Here is an 18,605-nt window from a genome sequence, read left to right on the forward strand (position 1 = left end):
CGTGCGGCTGAGTGCTAATTACCCGGTAATTCACTGATCTTTTTCAGAACTGACTTAAGGTTTATTCCTTTTCCTAATACGGGTTTGAAAATATCTCCAACTTCCTCAGCCCGGCTATACATATTTTCAATGGTAAAATCCTGGATGCTTAGTCCTTTTTTTACTTCTTCCCAATGCAATGGCGCCGAAGCTGTAGCTCCTGGTTTCGGACGTAATGCATAAGGAGCGGCGATCGTTTGTATAGACCGGTTCTGCAAATAATCCAGATATATCTTTGTTTTTCTTTTGGCCGGACTGCGTTCCAGGCTGGTAAAAGCGGGCATTTCGTTGTGTGCGATCGTTACCAGTAATTCTGCTAACTGCCGCGACTGATCGTAATCATAAGCGGCACCGAGCGGAATATAAATATGCAGTCCGGTAGAGCCGGAGGTTTTGCAATAGGTGTCTATCTCCAGATCGTCGGCCAGTTGTTTAATCACCTGCGCTGCTTCAATAACTTTATCGAAAGAGATCTCTCCGGGGTCAAGATCAATGACGCACCAGGTAGGGTTATCGGGCTTTTTGGTGGTGCTGTGCCAGGGGTTCATTTCAATACAGCCCAGGTTGGCCATGTATAACAAGGATGCTTCATCGGTGCAAACCAGGTATTGTTTTTTCTCGCCATCCGACTCACTTACGTAATCGTGTTTTTCAATCCAGTCGGCCACTTTACCCGTAACATCTTTTTGATAGAAGCTGGGTTTGTTAATGCCATTGGGAAAGCGGTTCATCGATTGCGGCCGGTCTTTCATATAGGGCATGATATAAGGCGCAATGCGTTCATAGTAGTTCAGCAGATCGCGTTTGGTGATCTTCTCGGCCGGCCAGTATGTTTTATCGAGATTGGTAAAGGTGAGCTCTTTTTTATTGATGATGACCACCTGTTCTTTTTCGGTGTCATTCAAAAATCCTTTGGGCAGTTGAGAGGCCGTTTGCTTTTTGCGTCTTCCGGTACCGGCGGCTTCTGGTTTCGGCGCGGCGCGTTTTGGCGTAACCGTTTCCTGTATCTCTTCGGTATCGGGTGCTGTGTTTGGCGTGTTGCTTTTCGATTTACGCCTGGCGCCGGCTGCTTTACCCGTTTTGCTTTTTGAAGCGGTCTTCGTTGGCATGGTTTTGCTCGATTTGCTTTGTTTATTATTGGCAGTGCTTTCTGCTTCGCCTGCTTCTACAGCGGTATCCATTTCAACCGCATTTTCCTTATGTACGTCTTTGGCGTTTTTGTCTTCCCGCAAACCCATAAAAATGGGTTGCCGCAGGATCTTGTCTTTTGTCCACTCAGAAAATTTTACTTCACAAACCAAGACCGGTTTTACCCAGGTACAGGGCATATTGGTCTTGGGCTTTTTAACGAAGGGTGATGAGGGAACAATCAAAGGTTTCAGTTTTTTATAAACGGCTGCCAGGGATTCTTCCGTAAAACCGGATCCTGTATGCCCTACATAGATCAATTTATTGTTTTCGTATACACCCAGCACCAGGGCGCCAAAGTGGCTGCGGCTTCCTCTTGTTTCAGTGAAACCACCGATCACCACTTCCTGCCGTTGATTGGCTTTTACCTTTAACCATTGTTTGGTGCGTACCCTGGGCGTATAAGGACTGTCAATTTCTTTGGCGATGATGCCTTCGAGGCCCTGTTCGGTAGCCATTTTAAAGAACTCAGTGCCGTTTTGTTCGATATGATCGCTGTAACGGATCATGGGGTGATCGGGCAGTATTTGCTGCAGGATCGATTTACGTTCATGCAAAGGCAGGTCCATCAGGTTATACCCGTTCAGCCATAACAGGTCGAACACATAATACGCCAATTCGCCCTTGCGACTATTTTGCCAGTTTTGCAACAGTTGAAAATCGCTTTTACCCTCTTCATTGAGGGCAACGACTTCGCCATCGAACACAGCTTCCATGTTCAACTCCTGCAATGCTTCCACTACCGTAGGAAATTTGCCATTGAAGGGAAGGTTCTTACGCGACATAAGGGTAACATCGCTGCCGTTGATGTAGGAAACAGTCCGGTAGCCATCATACTTCAATTCAAAAAGCCAGTCCTTGTCATCAAACGCGCCATCGGTAAGGGTAGCCAGCATGGGAATAATGCCGGCCGGCATCGGTTCTCTTTTACCTTTGGCTAAGCGCTTTTCGAGTGCGGCCGGGACTTTTTTTTTAACGGCCTTTTTCCTGGTTGGAGCAGCCGTTTTTTTCGCGGATGATTGTTGAGAACTGCTCTTTTTAGTGGAGCTGCTTTTGCGGTTACTTACCCATTCATTGGTGCTTTCTTTAGCTACCTGTTCGAGTGTCAAACCAGATTGAACTGATTTAGCTTTTCTGGTAACATCGGTGGTACTGGCGTATTTGTCGCGTTTCTTGATCAGCAGCCAGGCATTGTCTTCGCTGCTTTTTATATGTACCAGGGCAAAGTCTCCTTTGAGTTTTTTTCCATGTAAGCGGATCTTGAGATCGCCTTTATGTAATTGAGCAAGCAGGTGTTTTTCGGCTTTTTTGCTATCCTCGATGTGTTCCATCGGTTCATACGTGCCTTCATCCCAAACGATCACGGTGCCAGCCCCGTAATTACCAGGTGGAATAATGCCTTCAAAATCTTTATAATCGTAGGGGTGATCTTCTACCATCATGGCCAGCCGCTTGTCTTCGGGGTTCAGTGAAGGGCCTTTCGGAACCGCCCATGATTTCAGCACGCCTTCCATTTCGAGGCGAAAATCATAATGCAGGCGGGAGGCATCGTGTTTCTGAACAACAAAATGCAGGGAGCCATCAGCGGCTTTCTTTTTCGGTGCCGTTTTTTTACCTTCCGGTTCAGGTGTTTTATTAAACGACCTTTTCTTTTTATAAGTGGAGAGACTCATATGAAACAGGTCAAAAAACTTGTGCCATCCAGCTGCAATAGGCAATTGGCAGTTGGCAGTTTACCATTCACCATTGACCATTCACCATTGACGCCCGTAATGGCGTTTACTTCAAAAAAGTAAGCAAGGCCTGCTTAAACTGTCCCAGGTCCTGGATATGCGGAATATGACCGATGCCGGGCATTTCGAACAGAAGGGCATTGGGGATCTGTTCCTGCGTTTTCTTGGCCAGGGCAGGGTATTGACCATATTTGTTTTTATCGTCTTCGCTCAGCAGGGCTTTACCTACAACGGTGCGGTCTTCCGTACCAATGATCAACAGGGTGGGCGCGGCAATGCGGTCCCATTCATAACAAACGGGCTGTTCATAGATCATTTGATAGGTAATGGCATTGATACGGGCAATCCGCGGGAACTCCGGATTTTTCAATGCATCGGCCTGGGCCTGTACATATTGCTCATACTCAGGTTTCCATTGCGGATAATAGGATTGCTGGTATTTTTTATAAGATTCGTAAGTGGCGCCGATCTCCTTTTCATACAACTGATCGGTTGTTTGATAAGGCACAAAGCGTTTATAATCTTCGAGCCCGATAGGGTTTTCCAGGACCAGTTTTTCTACTTTGCCAGGATACATCATGGCAAAGCGGGCAGCCAGCATGCCACCCATAGAGTGCCCGATAAGATATACTTTGTTTATCTGCAGCGAGTCAAGCAGTCCGTTCATCGCATAGGACAGCAGGTGAAAACTGTAATGCAGTTCCGGTTTATCGGAACGGCCCCAGCCGGGTTGATCGGGTACGAGCACCCGAAAACCTGATCTTACTAAAAAGGCCATTACATCTTTCCAGTAATAGCCATTGAAATTCTTACCATGAAATAGCAATACGGTCTTCCGCGGGGCTGAATCCGGCAGGGCGTCCATATAGGCGATCTGAACCGGTTTATTTTCCAGGGTAATATTAAATTTCTTTACCGGGTATGGATATTCTACCTGTGCCTGCAAAAACAGGGTTATTGTAAGGCAGAAGAGTGTCATCAGGGGTTTAGGATAGATTATTCTTACCATGTAGCAATGAATTATAAGCATGAAGTTACATGCATTTGGTAACCGTTAGTTGATTTAAGATATTTTAACATGATCCTAAGAAGCGAAACTCCCATATATGCAGAAACGCTTCTGCATTTTCCTGTTAGGCAAAGATGGGTACTACGGTTCCGGGTGTAGGGGTTATTCCGGTTCGGAATCTATTTTTTCCTTTACGATATCAATCAACTCGTTCAGCTCGCGGGGATCCATAATGTTTTTCTGATTGCCCATCTCGTATTCGTTGAACAATACATCGCCCTGTTGCGTAAGGGTGAACAGGTAATTGTCTTCGCTAAATACATCGAATACGATCATGTCGCCGAAATCCCTTTCCTTGATCTGGCAGGAAATGGTTTTACCACTTACTGACAGATCCATTGTTTTCGTTTGTAGTTCTTCCATAACCTGCAATTTGAATTTTAAATAAGTGGAACGGTTCAAATACTATTTTCATTAATGGAAGATCGCCTGTTCTTCTCTTTCCTGAACAGGGATCTTCTTCAATAATTCGTCGTAATTCTCGTCTTCATTATGAGTTGTATAAACACCATAAGCATCCATACTGTAGCCTATGGTGCCGTCATTAGCTTCAATAAGGTAAACCACTGAAGAGTCACCCGGATCGGATGCACCTTCAAAACGATAGGTTTTAATGATCGTTAATTCTTCCGGTTTATAGAATTTACCGTTTGACGTGGTGAATCCATCGTTCTTGGGAGTAAATTCATTATCGTTATGTTGTTTTCTTAACTTCTCCAATACGGCGGTTAAGGTTGTCATTTCTGAAGGTTTCGTTTCCATAACAAGTTTTTTAAATGAATAAATTGTTCATCGATTATTGAATACCAATCTGGTACTTCATACGTGCTGTTATATCATTTCAAAAACCCGTGCCACCCAATACCGCTGTGTTATATTGGTTTTCTATTCAAAACCTGAATTGGACCTTACCAGCCATTATTTGTTGTTGAAATCATGCCCTATTGGTGAAAAATTTCTACACAAATCCGGGCTTCAGCGCGAATGGAAAAGATGGATGATATTTGACCGGCTTGTTCTTCATTCTCCTGATTTTGGCACAGAATTTTCAGATGATAATTAGGCGATAATTTTTTCCTTCTGGCAATTAATACTCTTAAGGAGAGTGCTAAGAATGCTGGATACCTAAAAGTACAAAGGGAAAAAAATATCACGAGCCCCGGGTAAAACCGGGGTTTTTTTATTGGTATTGGGGTTGCTGCAAATTCTAAAAAGAAATTATGGCAACAGCAGTAAAGAAAAAGAAGCGGAGCACATCCAGGAAAAGTGCCACTACTACCCGCACAAGGACGGCCCGGAAAACTGCTCCCGAAAAGGCAGCATCGAAGGAAAAGGCACCCAATAAGAAATGGTCACGGCGGGTCATGCAAACCAGCGATGCGCTGGACCTTGAATCCGGTATTTTCAAGTCAAAGGATGCAAAGAAAATAGCCAGGTCATTAAAACGGTCAGCCGAAAAAAGCGATAGGAGAAAAGGCAGTCCCTTTCAATCGGCCATGTCGATGTTGAATTTCTATATCAACCGGGCCGGTAAACAACTTACAGCTAAAGAAAAAGAACCGCTAGAGAAAGCCAAACAGGAATTGCGCGTGCTTTTTAACAGGGAAGACGCTTGACCTTCGGTGCAAAGCAAAGGGGGGGCCAGGTAAGTATCCTGCCATCCAGATCGGTATTAATACATAAACCACACAGCCGGGGGACAACTGCCAATTATTTATACGCCCAACGCCGGATCTGGTTCAGCCCAAAGCTTTTCAACGAGTTACCATTCAGTGCATGTACCGTTTTTGCCCATGGATAATCATTTACCACCGGTCACAACCAATTTGCTCCGGTTTTGTTATATTGGGGGCTAACGATTGTTAGCAAAGCCATATCTTTGTGATTACCATAACGCCCCCCATCTTAAAAACAGAACTTACTATATGAACAAAAAAGAAGTGTATATTATTTCTGCCGTACGTACGCCCATGGGCAGTTTCGGCGGTGGGTTAAAAGATTTTCCGGCCACAAAGCTGGGCGCCATTGCCATAAAAGCGGCCCTCGAAAAAGCAGGGGTACAGCCCAACCAGGTACAGGACCTGTTAATGGGCTGCGTAATACAGGCGAACCTAGGCCAGGCGCCTGCCCGGCAGGCAGCCAGGTATGCCGGTTTGCCCGATGAAGTAAACTGCACTACGGTAAATAAAGTATGCGCCAGTGGCATGAAAGCCATTGCGCAGGCTGCTCAAAGCATAGCCCTGGGAGATGCTGATATTGTGGTGGCAGGTGGTATGGAGAGCATGAGCAATGTGCCCTTTTATGTAGACAATATGCGTTGGGGAAATAAATATGGCAACAGCAGTTTAATTGATGGACTTGCCAAAGATGGACTGACCGATGTGTATAATGGCCAGGCGATGGGTAATGCGGCCGAACTTTGTGCGAAAGAGTGCGGTATTTCGCGGGATGAGCAGGACGCATTTGCCATTGAAAGTTATAAACGCAGCCAGGCTGCCTGGGCGGATGGGAAATTTGCCGACGAAGTTGTCCCGATTGACATTCCCCAACGGAAAGGCGATCCCATCAAGTTCTTTAAAGATGAAGAGCCTTTCAATGTAAAATTTGACAAGATCCCCGAATTGAAACCTGCCTTTCAGAAAGAAGGTACCGTTACGGCAGCGAATGCCAGTACCATGAATGATGGTGCGGCAGCGCTGGTACTGATGAGTAAAGAGAAAGCGGAGGAGTTGGGAGTAAAGCCAATTGCAAAAATTATTTCATACGCCGATGCCGAGCAGGCGCCGGATTGGTTTACAACAACACCTGCGATTGCTGTACCGAAGGCGGTGGCCAAGGCTGGCCTGCAAATGAGTGATATTGATTTTTGGGAATTGAATGAAGCATTTGCCGTGGTAGGAATTGAAAATACAAAACGCATGAAGCTGGATCCGGCGAAGGTAAATGTGCATGGAGGTGCTGTTTCGTTGGGTCATCCTTTAGGCGCCAGTGGGGCCCGCATCATTGTAACACTTATAAATGTGTTGAAGCATTACAATGGTAAATATGGGGCTGCTGGCATTTGTAATGGCGGTGGCGGCGCATCGGCCATAGTGATTGAGAAGATGTAATAAAGTATATATTAAAGTGAAAGTCCTCCCGGTAAGCCGGAAGGACTTTTTTATTTAGAACTGAGGTCTGCACGAAAGGAAATAATTCGGTCGAAGCTTTTTTGAATGTTTGCCGGACTTTGCAATCTGATCTGGTAGCCGCTGGCAATGTATTCGCTTTGAATCGCTAGATAATGGTTAAGCTATTGGGGTTACATTTTCAGAAGAGGCTTACAATAGGAAAAGAGAGGAGTGTGATGGAAAAAAAGGCAGTGAAAAGTTACAAAGAATATAGATTAAGAAAAAATGATATCCATCAGAGCTGCTATTAAACCGTTAGTTGATGTCATCTGGAAGGTTTTACATTTTACATTTGTGATATGAATGAGATTCAAATACGAGAAGCAACCATTGCCGATGCCTCCTTGATAGCCGACCTGAGCCGTAAAACATTTTATGACTCCTTTGCTGCTGATAACACCAGAGAGAACATGGATAAGTTCATGAATGAAACTTTCACGCGGGAGAGATTAATAGAAGAAGTAGGGGCTGCCGGGAATATTTTTTTACTGGCTGAACAAAATGGGGAAGTAGTTGGATATGCACGATTGCGGGAAACGGCAAACCCGCTGGCAGCAGGAGAGGCGATTGAGATCGCCCGCATTTATGCCGTACAAAATAGTATTGGCAAGGGAGTTGGAAGTGCCCTGATGCACCGTTGCATTGATGTAGCAAAGCAGAAGCAGGTTCCGGTGATCTGGCTGGGCGTTTGGGAACATAACCAAAAAGCCATTGCCTTTTATACAAAGTGGGGCTTCGAACGGTTCAGCGAACATGTGTTTATGGTAGGCGACGATGCACAAACGGATTGGTTAATGAAGAAATCGTTATAAATTGGTATTAATGCGGCGGCCATTGTTAGATCCTCAAAGAATAAGGTCGATCATTCGGATAATTGCGCCATCCACACGTTGGCATTACCACATTCAGGATCATTTTCCCGGTATTCGAGAATCCGGAAAGCATTTTCTTCAAGCAGTGACCGGTATTGAGATGTATTGAGAGAACCGTGAAACAGCTTTGTTCCATCATTTGTTACCCATGACTCACTATATTCAGTTCCTGAAGTGAACAGTAGCAATCCACTGTTATTCAAATGAGTTTTGAAAATTTGAAACATCGGTGGCTGGTCTTCGGGGGGAAGATGGAACAAGCTGTGCCATGCAATAATGGCATCAAATTTTTGACCCAGTGAAAGTTGGCGCATATCTGCCAGCACAAATTTTATGGACGGAAAATTCTTTTTTGCTATCTCGAGCATGCGGTAGCTGGCATCTACGCCGATGACCTGCATTCCCTGGCTTAATAGATATTTTAATATAGGTATTCCGGTGCCGCAGCCAAGATCCAACACCCTGGCTCCATTACCTACAATATTAATTAGTCTGTCAAGATGGGCTTGCTCCATCACTCCCTGGTACCGATTTTCGAAAAACCAGTCCGCAATAATATTGTACGCCTCAAAAGCATTTTTTTTTTCGTTCTCCATAACGTTTGAATGGACATACAAATGTACCGAGAAAACCGAGTGCTTCTTTTTTAGTGTGCTTATCAATAGAAAAACTACATATTAAGAAAACCCACCGATTAAGATCGGCGGGTAACTTACAACAACTACACATACGCCCAACAATTACCGGGCATAGCACCCCGGTTGGAGCAGTCATGGAACACCATTAAAACATACACGGATTCGGCAAAAACAATTTTTATAATGAGCTCTTGCTTAAGCAATATTTTAAATCGTAGAAAGCTTTTTGTTGTTAACAGCAGGGTTGCTCCAAGGTGCCCAAGATGCGTATTGCATGCAGCTGCATCACATACCACTAACTTTATATTCCCGGGCAACTGCATTATATTGAATTGGATTTTAAAGCGCAGTATGGACACTTTTGGCAACACCATTCCAGAGCACTGATTCAAAGAGTATTTTTGGACTAACTGCAGTGCTCGCTTTAGTAGCCTTTCAGTCTTTCGTAAAGAGCTAATTTTTGTAAAGGTTTTGGTTAATGATACGATTAGGTAAATAGCATTGCTGCCATTCAATTTGCAGCCCCGGCTTTGGGAGCATGTTCTTTATATTCATTCCATTTCAGCCATATCCTCTGGTTGCTCTTCAGGCTCGCCCTGATTCCTGCCACCACCCAACATGAGCAGCTCATTTAATACTATTTCTGTAACATAGCGTTTAATGCCGTTTTTATCGGTGTATTGGCGATGCACCAATTTACCAACAACGGCCACCTCTCTTCCTTTGGTCAAATATTTTTCTGAAATATCAGCGAGCTTGCCCCAGGCAACCACATTATGCCATAAGGTTTCAGAAACTTTCTGGCCCTGCGCATTGCGGTAAGTATCATGGGTAGCGATTGAAAAACGGGCTAGTTTTTTACCGGTTTCGGTAGTGCGTATTTCAGGTAATTGACCTAAGTATCCGATAAGCTGAACTTTGTTTCTTATTGCGTACATAACTGTATTTTTAAGATTATTAATTTTATTTCAGTCTCTCGTTTCTGGCGCCGTTCGATTGACAACTCAAAGATGCAACCCACGGAAAGCGGTAGTCGGTTTTTAAACGTTTGTATCCGGATATAGTCGTTTGTTGTCGTTTACAAACGACTATTTTTTGTACTTTCCATCATTCAATAGCCATTTAAACCTTTGATAATGACTGTTAAAAACTGTCTGGCCTGCGACAGGCCGATTAAAGGCCGCACAGATAAAAAATTCTGCGACGATTCATGCCGGAATAACTACAATAACCGGTTGAACAGCGATGCCAATCCGGTGGTGCGGAATATCAATAATGTTTTGCGTAAGAACCGGCGCATCCTGGAAGAGCTGTTAGCAGCGCTTGAAAAGAAAGTACTGGTGGTTGACAGGCAGAAGCTGGCTGAAAAAGGATATCAGTTTGAATATTTCACCGAACACTTTACGACCAAAGAGAATGACCAGTATTATTACTGTTATGATTATGGTTACCGCACTTTACAGGATGAAAAGCTGCTGGTGGTAAAAGACACGCGTAAAAAGACCTTTCCGGGGGAGAAGAAGCAAAGATTGGTGAAGCAATAGCAATTTACAATGACAATGCGTCACCTTTATGTTATTGTCAAATGTAAAAGTTAAAAAGTCATAGGGAATCGGGCTAAAAAGGTTCGAATTCCATTTAAGTATTTATTAACCCCTTGCTATAGACTGTGCCGGAAATTTTTGGATAATGGGTATGACCCAGGCAGGATAATTCATTACTTGTAGGTATACTTTACCATTTTCTATGCGTAAGATTTCTTGTGGTGTAACAGGTTCTTCACTTAAAGCTATCCCGTTATCAAAAAGAGTAACCAAATCAAATTGCGTCACATACTTATAAAGATTTTTATAACCGAATTCATAATTGTAGCGAATAGTTTCCTCTGACACTCTACTAGACTCTTCAAGTGAATTAAATCCCATGAACACAAGGTGGATTTGATATCCGGCGTTTTGAAACTCTATAGATGTCTTCATTGGGTTTTCTGAACTAAAGTTGGTTTCAAAAGCATAATTTAAGCGGGATTCTATTGCCTGTTGTTTCTGACCTTCAAATATGTTTTCGTTAATATAAGACCATAATGCTTCACTTCCTGTTTCTGGATATTTTTTTACTAAAGCCGCCATGTGCTTATCACCATCAAAAACTTCGAGATCCGCGGTGGTTATTTCTTTTGAAAAGAGACTTTTTTCCTGTGCCGTTTGGTCCTGCTACAACAAAAAGTACAGGATTGCCCATATATATTAATATAAAATCTTAATTACTTTTTCTTCTGAGGTAGTAGTGTTTTGTTCAATGAGGACTGTATAACCATTAGGGTATTTATGAATAAATAAACTAGGCTTTACACACAATTCATTTCTATAAACCATAGGCAGATTCATTGCCTTAGTTTTCTCAATCTCATTCTGCAAAACAGCCTTCAACCTGCTTTCTTTTTCTTCAGCGGTTAATGCGAAAAAAAGTTTCCGTCCTTCTGAAGCCATATTGTTTCTTGTTTGCCTGTCAAAAATAGCAAATTTCCAGCTGTTTTCTTTTGTCTTGCAAGTTATTGATTATAAATATAGTGTACTAAGGCAACGCCCTGCTCATTTTGTGAATCCGTTCTTAAAAATGAGGAATCGCATATTCTGGGCCGCCTCACTTCCTCAACAACTTATTATTCACGATCTTCTCCATGATTTCTTCCTTCTGGTATTTGGAGATGGGAATCTGGTACTTGCCGCCCACGTGCAGCATATTCCCTTCTATAGATTGAATGCGCTGGATATTCACCAGGTACGATTTATGCGGCTGAATGAACTGGCTCGCGGGCAGCTTTTCCTGCATGGCTTTGAGGGTAGCGTGGGTGATCAGCTTTTTGTCGGGTGTATAAAGCGCTACATAGTTCTCCATGGCTTCTACAAACAACAAGTCCTCCAGGTTAACTTTCTCCAGTCTGTTATCGGTTTTAATGAACAGGTAAGCCGGTGCCGCTGTGGACACATTGATGAAATAGTCGTATGCTTTATTCGCTGCTTTCAGAAAACGTTCAAATGATATGGGCTTTAACAGATAATCCAAAACATCCAACTCATAGCCCTTGATCGCATATTGTTCATAGGCAGTTGTGAAAATCACCTTAGGGGCCTGCGGGTTATTTTTCAGGAAATCAATGCCGGAAACATAAGGCATTTCAATATCCAGGAAAAGCAGGTCGGCCCGCTGTTGTTTTAGTAAGGAGTTTAATTGGACTGCATCTTCACAAACACCAACGAGTTCCAGGAAATCGATTTTTTCAATATATCCCTCCAAGCCTTTGCGGGCTATCGGTTCGTCGTCAATGATCATACATTTGATGGTTGGTGTCATACTAATTGTATTTGGATAGCCGCAAAGTAAGTATTCCCTTTCTTTTCTGCGGTAAATGTATGTTTTGCCGGATACAATAGTTCCAGTCTTCGTTTTAAATTTTCCAGGCCGATACCGTTCCTGGATGGCGCCTTTGCCTGCTGATATCCCAGGGCCGTGGGTACCGAATTTTCTACTGCAAAACACAAAATATCATTTTCTCTGCGCGCTTCAATGCTGATGTGATAATCACCGCCTACATATTTAAAGGCATTTTCTACGAGGGGCAGAAATAACAACGGATATACCTGTTCATCATTCAGCGAGCTGTCAAAATGTACCTGCAGTTGCAGTTTATTCGAGCTTCTTACTTTTTGCAATTCGATAAAGTTCTGCAAATAATGTAATTCCTGGCTAACAGGCACCGTCTGTTGCTGATCGTATAACTGGTAACGTAATAGCTCCGAAAATTTCTCGATGCTTTTCTTTGCTTCGGCTACATTATCATCCATTTGAAAGTAAACAGTATTCAGCGCATTGAACAAAAAATGCGGATGATATTGTGCTTTTAAGAATTTAAGTTCTGTTTGCAGGTGGTCATTGGTCATTTTTTCGAGCAGCAATTTATTGTTTACATAGGCTTGTAACAATTTGTTGCTTCTTACCACCGTGTAGTACACCAGACAAAACAAGAGAGGAATGATATTGATAGTGGCAAAATCACCCCAGCTTAAGCCATCGTCGGTCAAAGCCACCATCGGAGTAACGATGGCGTTGTTGATCAGTTCTGTAATTAGCACTACCCACAGAAGCTCCTGCAGCACTGTTTTAAAATCTATATTGTGTTGTAATCTTTTATCGAAGCGTTGAAACAGCTTTTCAAATGCATACATGGTAAGATACCCCGCAGCTACTACAAACACCAGTTCTATACCTGTGATGATCCAGGCCCGCCGCCAAACCCTGAAATGGGAAACTGTATCATTCAAGATTCTAATTGTGATATAGATCAGCAATCCAAACAATCCGGGGAACGCATATTTCCAAAACCGTTTCATCTGAAACTAATTATTGTGTTTGAGCCAGATGGAACTTACCAGGGCAAAATTCTCACGGTTAAGCATAGTAATGACAATTTTGCCCCGGACGTTTCATCATTCGTAAGTTACGATATTTGGATGGCTGATGGAATTGTTGCAGCCGTTTTTACGGGTGCAGTTTCAGCGTCGTTTTTAACACCGGGCTTTGCCTCTTTTTTCTTCGGTTTCATCCCAAATAAAAACCGCGTAATGTCATAGGGTCTGATCAGCAAATGATAAATACACATGATCAGCACAAAGGAAGTAATAAATGTGAAGATGAATTTGCCGTATACCGGATCGGGGCTTTGCAGCACATAATACACTATAATCACTATAATGGTCTGGTGCAAAATATAAAAAGGATAGATGGCCTCATTGATATAATTCTGGATGCGGTGTTTTTTATTCAGATATTTTTTACCGTACCCAATGGCGGTAAAGATCCAGCACCAGGCGGTAATGGGAAATAACGACATATACGCATAAGTACGCCAGTCGCTTCGCCAGTTTGAAATCAGATCTTCAGGTTCCAGGTCATTCCACCTGATATAATTGATGCATAGAATACTGGCAAAGGCAAGCAGGAAGGAGATACGGCGGTTCCGCTCAAGGCTATCAGTTAAGCCAGGAAAATTCACACAGATAAAACCAGTCATTAAAAAAAGCAACCAGTAGATATGCCTGCTCCAGTCGTGAATAAGATCATGCGTTTCGGGGAACGACAGGTTCATAGCGGTATAAGCGATCACACTGGGAACAGCGAGCCAATAGACCAATTGGCGTTTAGCCAGTTTGTTGAAGAAGGCCAGCCGTTCTTTACCTTGTTCACTCATCATCCATTTTAAGAGCGGCGCAAACAATATATCGTACAAAAACAAATAAACAATAAACCACAGGTGGTGCCAGCTGAAATTACCAGCGGGGTAGGGGCCGGTCGTGAAGATAGTAGGATAGAAGTCTGCAAAATTCCCATTAAAGCCTTGTGTCAGTCTTTCCATGTATACCTGCGGCGGTACTATGACCAGGATGCCAAATACCAATGGAATGAACAATCGCCGGAAGCGTAAGCCTATGAAGGCGCCGGTGGTCCTGCTTTTCAACATAAAAAAGGTTACGGTGCCTGAAATGAAAAATAAGAGCGGCATTCTGAAACGGCCCAGCCAGAAATTCACCTCCATGAGCAGGTTGCTGGTCTCTTTATTTTTAAGGTGCCATTCCCATTCTTCCACGAATGCCATGCCTGCATGCAGGAAGAAAACAGCGAGAATTGAGAGAACGCGAAGCCAGTCGAGATAGGCCTGGCGGGTAGAAGCAGGTTGCATAAGGTTAATTTTCTACAAACCTAGTTTTGCGCAGTGTGGGGGTAAAATTAGTTTGACGTATGGACGGTTCCGGCCGGTCAATGGGCAGATTAGCTAATTTGCCAATGGCTAAGATGGTGGCTTTGCCAAGGCTAATAAAAAACCAGGGGAAAAACGCGATAAACGGGGGTGAAAGCCGCCTGCAACGGGCCTTTCGCTTTCTGTGTGACCTTCTGTCTGTTAGACATTTAATTTATTATTGCCCGGCAATTTGTTATTATGCTCGTTTACCAATAATTTTGCCCGGTTTTAAAAACTGAATACAGAATGGCAAGATCTATCGCATTTCGCGAAGCGCTCCGCGAAGCTATGAGTGAAGAAATGAGGAGAGACGACCGGGTTTTCCTGATGGGTGAGGAAGTAGCTGAATACAATGGCGCCTATAAAGTAAGCCAGGGCATGCTGGCGGAATTCGGCCCCAAAAGAGTTATTGACACCCCTATTGCTGAGCTGGGTTTTGCCGGTATTGCGGTAGGTGCTGCTCAGAACGGATTACGTCCGATCGTTGAGTTCATGACCTGGAACTTTGCCGTACTGGCATTGGACCAGATCTTAAACACCGCTTCGAAAATGCTGGCTATGAGCGGTGGACAAATTGGTTGTCCGATCGTTTTCCGAGGACCCAACGGTTCTGCCGGTCAGCTGGGCGCCCAGCACTCTACGGCTTTTGAGAGCTATTATGCAAATATCCCCGGTATTAAGGTAATTTCCCCTTCCAATCCATACGATGCCAAAGGTTTAATGAAAGCTGCGATCCGCGATGAGGATCCGGTGATGTTCATGGAAAGTGAGGTAATGTATGGCGACAAAGGCGAAGTTCCTGAAGAAGAATACATCATCGAGATCGGTAAAGCCGATGTTAAAAAACAGGGTAGCGATGTTACCATTGTTTCTTACAATAAAATGATGAAGGTTGCCCTGGGCGCTGCTGCTGAACTGGAAAAAGAAGGTGTAAGCGCTGAAGTGGTTGACCTGCGTACGATCCGTCCGCTCGACTGGCACACCATCCTGGAAAGTGTTAAAAAGACCAACCGCCTGGTGATCGTGGAAGAGCAATGGCCTATGTGCTCTGTTTCATCAGAGATCGCTTACCGCATTCAAAAAGAAGCTTTCGATTACCTGGATGCGCCTATCCGCCGCTTAACTGCTGCTGATGCGCCGCTGCACTATGCACCCAACCTGGTAGAAGCTGCTTTACCAAGCGTTGACAAAACCGTACGCCTGGTGAAAGAGGTTATGTATATGAAGAAATAAGGCATCGAGGCAAAAAGGCATAAAGTTATTAAGGTGGGCTACTCCTAATGAGTAGCTCACTTTTTTTATGCTGATAAGCGACTGGGAACCGGAAATATGCTAAGGATAATGAGATGGTTTTCCCTTCTCACAATGCGTTACAGGTTTCAGGTTACAAGTTACAGGGAAAGGCAACCGGCGACTGGGAACCGGAAATATGCTAGGGATAGTGAGATGGTTTCCCCTTCTAACAATGCGTTACAGGTTTCAGGTTACAAGTTACAGGGAAAGGCAACCGGCGACTGGTAACCGGAAATATGCTAAGCATAATAAGATGGTTTTCCCTTCTAACAATGCGTTACAGGTTTCAGATTACAAGTTACAGGGAAAGGCAACCGGCGACTGGCAAACGGAAAATATGCTAAGCATAATGAGATGGTTTTCCCTTCTAACAATGCGTTACAGGTTTCAGGTTACAAGTTACAGGGAAAGGCAACCGGCGACTGGTAACCGGAAACTGGTAACCGGTAACTAAACAAGCCTCCCGATTTACCGGAAGGCCGTTTTTGCTTGCTTTGGATATTAATAAAAAAAGGTTCTCCAGAAATTATTTTAACAGAGACGAACATAAGGTCAGCAGACCATACATGCCTCCAAGAATAAATCCTCCTAAAAGTGCTAAACGGGTAATTACTTTAGTCAGTGACAGGTGAGAATGAACATCAACTGCAGATGCCTTCATAAGTAACGGATTTTGATTAAAAATGTTTTTTCTAAAGGATATGGCTCTAAAATAATATGTATTGTTAAACCTTGCAAGGTAGTTTTACTAGGGGATACTCTTATAGTTACAGAGCTTATTTACCATCGCCGCAGCTGACGAGGGGTGAATGTCCACTCAGGTGTGTAAATGAATGAGTTATCGGTCTTTACTTCATACCAGGGGCTCCATGCACCGTTTACCGGATTCTTTAACAGCTGAATATTTTGTGCCGGCATATAACTTTGCGCCAGCAGGTAGATCTTCCTGCCATTGCTGTTAACCGCCATATCCATGACCATTACACAATGTCCCGGCGAACCGCCTTTGATGAACACATCACCCGGTTGTATTGATGCAAGATCAGTTACGGAATGCAATTGCTTTTCAAGGGAGGCTGTGCCGCAATAGCTGTACACCCGTTCAAGATAGCGCTCGAACCCAAGGCTGTCGACAGGGCCCGGACAAGCATATTTTTTTCCACTGTTATCGGTAAAGAAGATCTCAGCATAGCGTTTTTGTTCATACAGGTATGATGCCCGCAGGCGCATGACCGCATCGGCACATTGCTGCAGGTCTTTGTCACCAACGGGCAGATCGAGCACTGCATACTGGGCCTGCTGGTTCCGCTTCAACTGGCCATTGTACAGGTAAACCCTTGGATCTTTTTTCAGCGGCTGCTTACGTAACCAGGTGGCAAAAGATCGTTCCGGATAATTTATGCGATTAAATCCTGTTGGCACAGGAATTTCTGCTACCGAAGACGGCGTTGCGGTGATTGTGTAAGGTTGAAGGCCGGCTTCATTGATATTTGCGGTTTTTCCCATACAATTAATGAGTAAAAACGGCAGGATAATTGTCGTGAGGAGGTTCCGTTCCATATCGTTACTTTTGATGAAGCTTGAGATGATAAAACTCTATTTTTCCATAGCTAAAGACTGTTTCAACCAACTATGTCAAACATTTTAATTATCGATGACGAAAAAGCTATCCGTAAAACCCTGAGTGAGATCCTTTCTTATGAAGGTTATAAGATCGAAGAGGCCGGCGATGGCGAAGAAGGTCTTAAAAAGTTCAAAGAGAAAGCGTATGATGTAGTGTTGTGTGATATCAAAATGCCTAAGCTGGATGGTATTGAATTTCTTGATAAGGCCCGGGAGGCCAATCCCGATGTGCCGGTGATCATGATCTCCGGGCACGGTACCATTGAAACGGCGGTAGAAGCTGTTAAAAAAGGCGCTTTCGATTATATTTCCAAACCACCAGACCTGAACCGCCTGCTGATCACCATCCGCAATGCGATGGACAAGAACAACCTGGTCACTGAAACCAAAGTATTAAAGCGAAAGGTGAGCAAAGTAGAGGAAATGATCGGCGAGTCGGGGCCCATCGTAAAGATCAAAGAAACGATCGATAAAGTGGCGCCTACCGATGCGCGTATCCTGGTCACCGGTGAAAATGGGGTAGGTAAGGAGCTTGTTGCACGCTGGGTGCATGAAAAAAGCAACCGGGCTACAGGGCCATTGGTGGAAGTGAATTGTGCAGCCATTCCCAGCGAACTCATAGAAAGTGAACTGTTCGGCCATGAAAAAGGTTCTTTCACCTCGGCTGTTAAACAACGGATAGGAAAATTTGAGCAGGCCCATGGCGGCACCCTCTTCCTCGACGAGATCGGCGATATGAGCCTGAGCGCTCAGGCCAAAGTGTTGCGCGCCCTGCAGGAAGGAAAGATCACCCGGGTGGGCGGCGATAAAGATATCAGTGTAGATGTGCGTGTAATTGCAGCTACCAACAAAGATCTGTTGAAAGAGGTAGACGATAAGAATTTCCGGCTCGACTTATACCACCGGCTCAGCGTGATCATCATCCATGTGCCATCGCTGAACGATCGCCGCGAGGATATTCCTTTGCTGGTTGATAAATTCCTCGCTGATATCTGTGCCGATTATGGCATTCCCAAAAAAGGCATCGATAAGGACGCGCTGGAAGCGCTTAAACAACATAACTGGACCGGTAATATCCGTGAATTACGGAACGTAGTGGAGCGCCTGATCATCTTATCGGGTAAAACCATTGTGTCGGATGATGTGCATGCGTATGTAATTCCTAAAAGATAGTTTTCGTGTG

At 44.0% G+C, this 18,605-nt stretch carries 18 protein-coding genes; 6 read left to right on the forward strand and 12 right to left on the reverse strand.

Annotated features, from left to right (window positions below):
• Positions 1–14: 14 nt before the first annotated feature.
• The 4 genes from ligD to JT717_RS14345 form a co-directional block, all read right to left on the reverse strand.
• Entirely contained in the window at positions 15–2,900 is a 2,886-nt protein-coding gene (gene ligD, locus JT717_RS14330) for a non-homologous end-joining DNA ligase (protein WP_205511167.1), read from the reverse strand.
• A gap of 106 nt (positions 2,901–3,006) precedes the next feature.
• Positions 3,007–3,969, reverse strand: a complete 963-nt coding sequence (locus tag JT717_RS14335; RefSeq protein ID WP_205511168.1) for an alpha/beta fold hydrolase — start codon at positions 3,967–3,969, stop codon at positions 3,007–3,009.
• Between the two features lie 162 nt (positions 3,970–4,131).
• Positions 4,132–4,392, reverse strand: coding sequence for a hypothetical protein (locus JT717_RS14340; RefSeq protein ID WP_205511169.1), 261 nt, complete (start codon positions 4,390–4,392; stop codon positions 4,132–4,134).
• Positions 4,393–4,443: 51 nt separating this feature from the next.
• A complete protein-coding gene (locus tag JT717_RS14345) occupies positions 4,444–4,791 on the reverse strand; it encodes a hypothetical protein (RefSeq protein ID WP_205511170.1) in 348 nt (115 codons plus the stop codon).
• Between the two features lie 458 nt (positions 4,792–5,249).
• On the opposite strand from JT717_RS14345, the gene JT717_RS14350 reads away from it, so the two are divergent.
• The 3 genes from JT717_RS14350 to JT717_RS14360 all read left to right on the forward strand — a co-directional run bounded on the left by JT717_RS14350 (position 5,250) and on the right by JT717_RS14360 (position 8,011).
• Entirely contained in the window at positions 5,250–5,645 is a 396-nt protein-coding gene (locus tag JT717_RS14350; RefSeq protein WP_205511171.1) for a DUF3175 domain-containing protein, read from the forward strand.
• Positions 5,646–5,954: 309 nt separating this feature from the next.
• The gene (locus JT717_RS14355) at positions 5,955–7,139 is read left to right on the forward strand and encodes an acetyl-CoA C-acyltransferase (protein ID WP_205511172.1); all 1,185 of its coding nucleotides are present in this window, start codon (positions 5,955–5,957) and stop codon (positions 7,137–7,139) included.
• A 359-nt stretch (positions 7,140–7,498) separates the two neighbouring features.
• Positions 7,499–8,011: a GNAT family N-acetyltransferase gene (locus JT717_RS14360; RefSeq protein WP_205511173.1), complete on the forward strand. Its 513-nt coding sequence runs from the start codon at positions 7,499–7,501 to the stop codon at positions 8,009–8,011.
• Between the two features lie 50 nt (positions 8,012–8,061).
• Here JT717_RS14360 and JT717_RS14365 read toward each other — a convergent pair whose 3' ends face one another.
• Both JT717_RS14365 and JT717_RS14370 read right to left on the reverse strand, forming a co-directional pair.
• The gene (locus tag JT717_RS14365; protein ID WP_205511174.1) at positions 8,062–8,667 is read right to left on the reverse strand and encodes a class I SAM-dependent methyltransferase; all 606 of its coding nucleotides are present in this window, start codon (positions 8,665–8,667) and stop codon (positions 8,062–8,064) included.
• 593 nt (positions 8,668–9,260) lie between these two features.
• Positions 9,261–9,647, reverse strand: coding sequence for a single-stranded DNA-binding protein (locus JT717_RS14370; protein ID WP_205511175.1), 387 nt, complete (start codon positions 9,645–9,647; stop codon positions 9,261–9,263).
• A 198-nt stretch (positions 9,648–9,845) separates the two neighbouring features.
• Between JT717_RS14370 and JT717_RS14375 the strand changes: the two genes are divergently transcribed.
• Positions 9,846–10,253 carry a hypothetical protein gene (locus JT717_RS14375; protein WP_205511176.1) on the forward strand — a complete coding sequence of 136 codons (408 nt, stop codon included), beginning with the start codon at positions 9,846–9,848 and terminating at the stop codon, positions 10,251–10,253.
• 105 nt (positions 10,254–10,358) lie between these two features.
• On the opposite strand, the gene JT717_RS14380 is transcribed toward JT717_RS14375, so the two are convergent.
• From JT717_RS14380 to JT717_RS14400, 5 genes are all read right to left on the reverse strand, one after another.
• Positions 10,359–10,838, reverse strand: coding sequence for a hypothetical protein (locus JT717_RS14380; protein WP_205511177.1), 480 nt, complete (start codon positions 10,836–10,838; stop codon positions 10,359–10,361).
• Positions 10,839–10,955: 117 nt separating this feature from the next.
• The gene (locus JT717_RS14385; protein WP_205511178.1) at positions 10,956–11,198 is read right to left on the reverse strand and encodes a hypothetical protein; all 243 of its coding nucleotides are present in this window, start codon (positions 11,196–11,198) and stop codon (positions 10,956–10,958) included.
• A gap of 154 nt (positions 11,199–11,352) precedes the next feature.
• Positions 11,353–12,063, reverse strand: coding sequence for a LytR/AlgR family response regulator transcription factor (locus tag JT717_RS14390; protein WP_205511179.1), 711 nt, complete (start codon positions 12,061–12,063; stop codon positions 11,353–11,355).
• Complete coding sequence (locus JT717_RS14395; RefSeq protein ID WP_205511180.1) at positions 12,060–13,100, reverse strand: sensor histidine kinase; 1,041 nt, start codon at positions 13,098–13,100, stop codon at positions 12,060–12,062. Before JT717_RS14395 ends, JT717_RS14390 begins: the two co-directional genes overlap by 4 nt.
• A 107-nt stretch (positions 13,101–13,207) precedes the next feature.
• A complete protein-coding gene (locus JT717_RS14400) occupies positions 13,208–14,446 on the reverse strand; it encodes an acyltransferase family protein (protein WP_205511181.1) in 1,239 nt (412 codons plus the stop codon).
• Between the two features lie 306 nt (positions 14,447–14,752).
• Between JT717_RS14400 and JT717_RS14405 the strand changes: the two genes are divergently transcribed.
• Positions 14,753–15,739, forward strand: coding sequence for a pyruvate dehydrogenase complex E1 component subunit beta (locus tag JT717_RS14405; protein ID WP_205511182.1), 987 nt, complete (start codon positions 14,753–14,755; stop codon positions 15,737–15,739).
• Positions 15,740–16,579: 840 nt separating this feature from the next.
• Here JT717_RS14405 and JT717_RS14410 read toward each other — a convergent pair.
• Positions 16,580–17,359: a DUF4846 domain-containing protein gene (locus JT717_RS14410; RefSeq protein ID WP_205511183.1), complete on the reverse strand. Its 780-nt coding sequence runs from the start codon at positions 17,357–17,359 to the stop codon at positions 16,580–16,582.
• A gap of 72 nt (positions 17,360–17,431) precedes the next feature.
• Between JT717_RS14410 and JT717_RS14415 the strand changes: the two genes are divergently transcribed.
• On the forward strand, positions 17,432–18,595 hold the full coding sequence (locus tag JT717_RS14415; RefSeq protein WP_205511184.1) for a sigma-54-dependent transcriptional regulator: 1,164 nt from the start codon (positions 17,432–17,434) through the stop codon (positions 18,593–18,595).
• Positions 18,596–18,605: the final 10 nt, after the last annotated feature.

Origin of the sequence: Longitalea arenae, from assembly GCF_016924755.1 — a bacterium.
In the GTDB taxonomy this organism is placed as follows: Bacteria; Bacteroidota; Bacteroidia; order Chitinophagales; family Chitinophagaceae; genus Niastella; species Niastella arenae.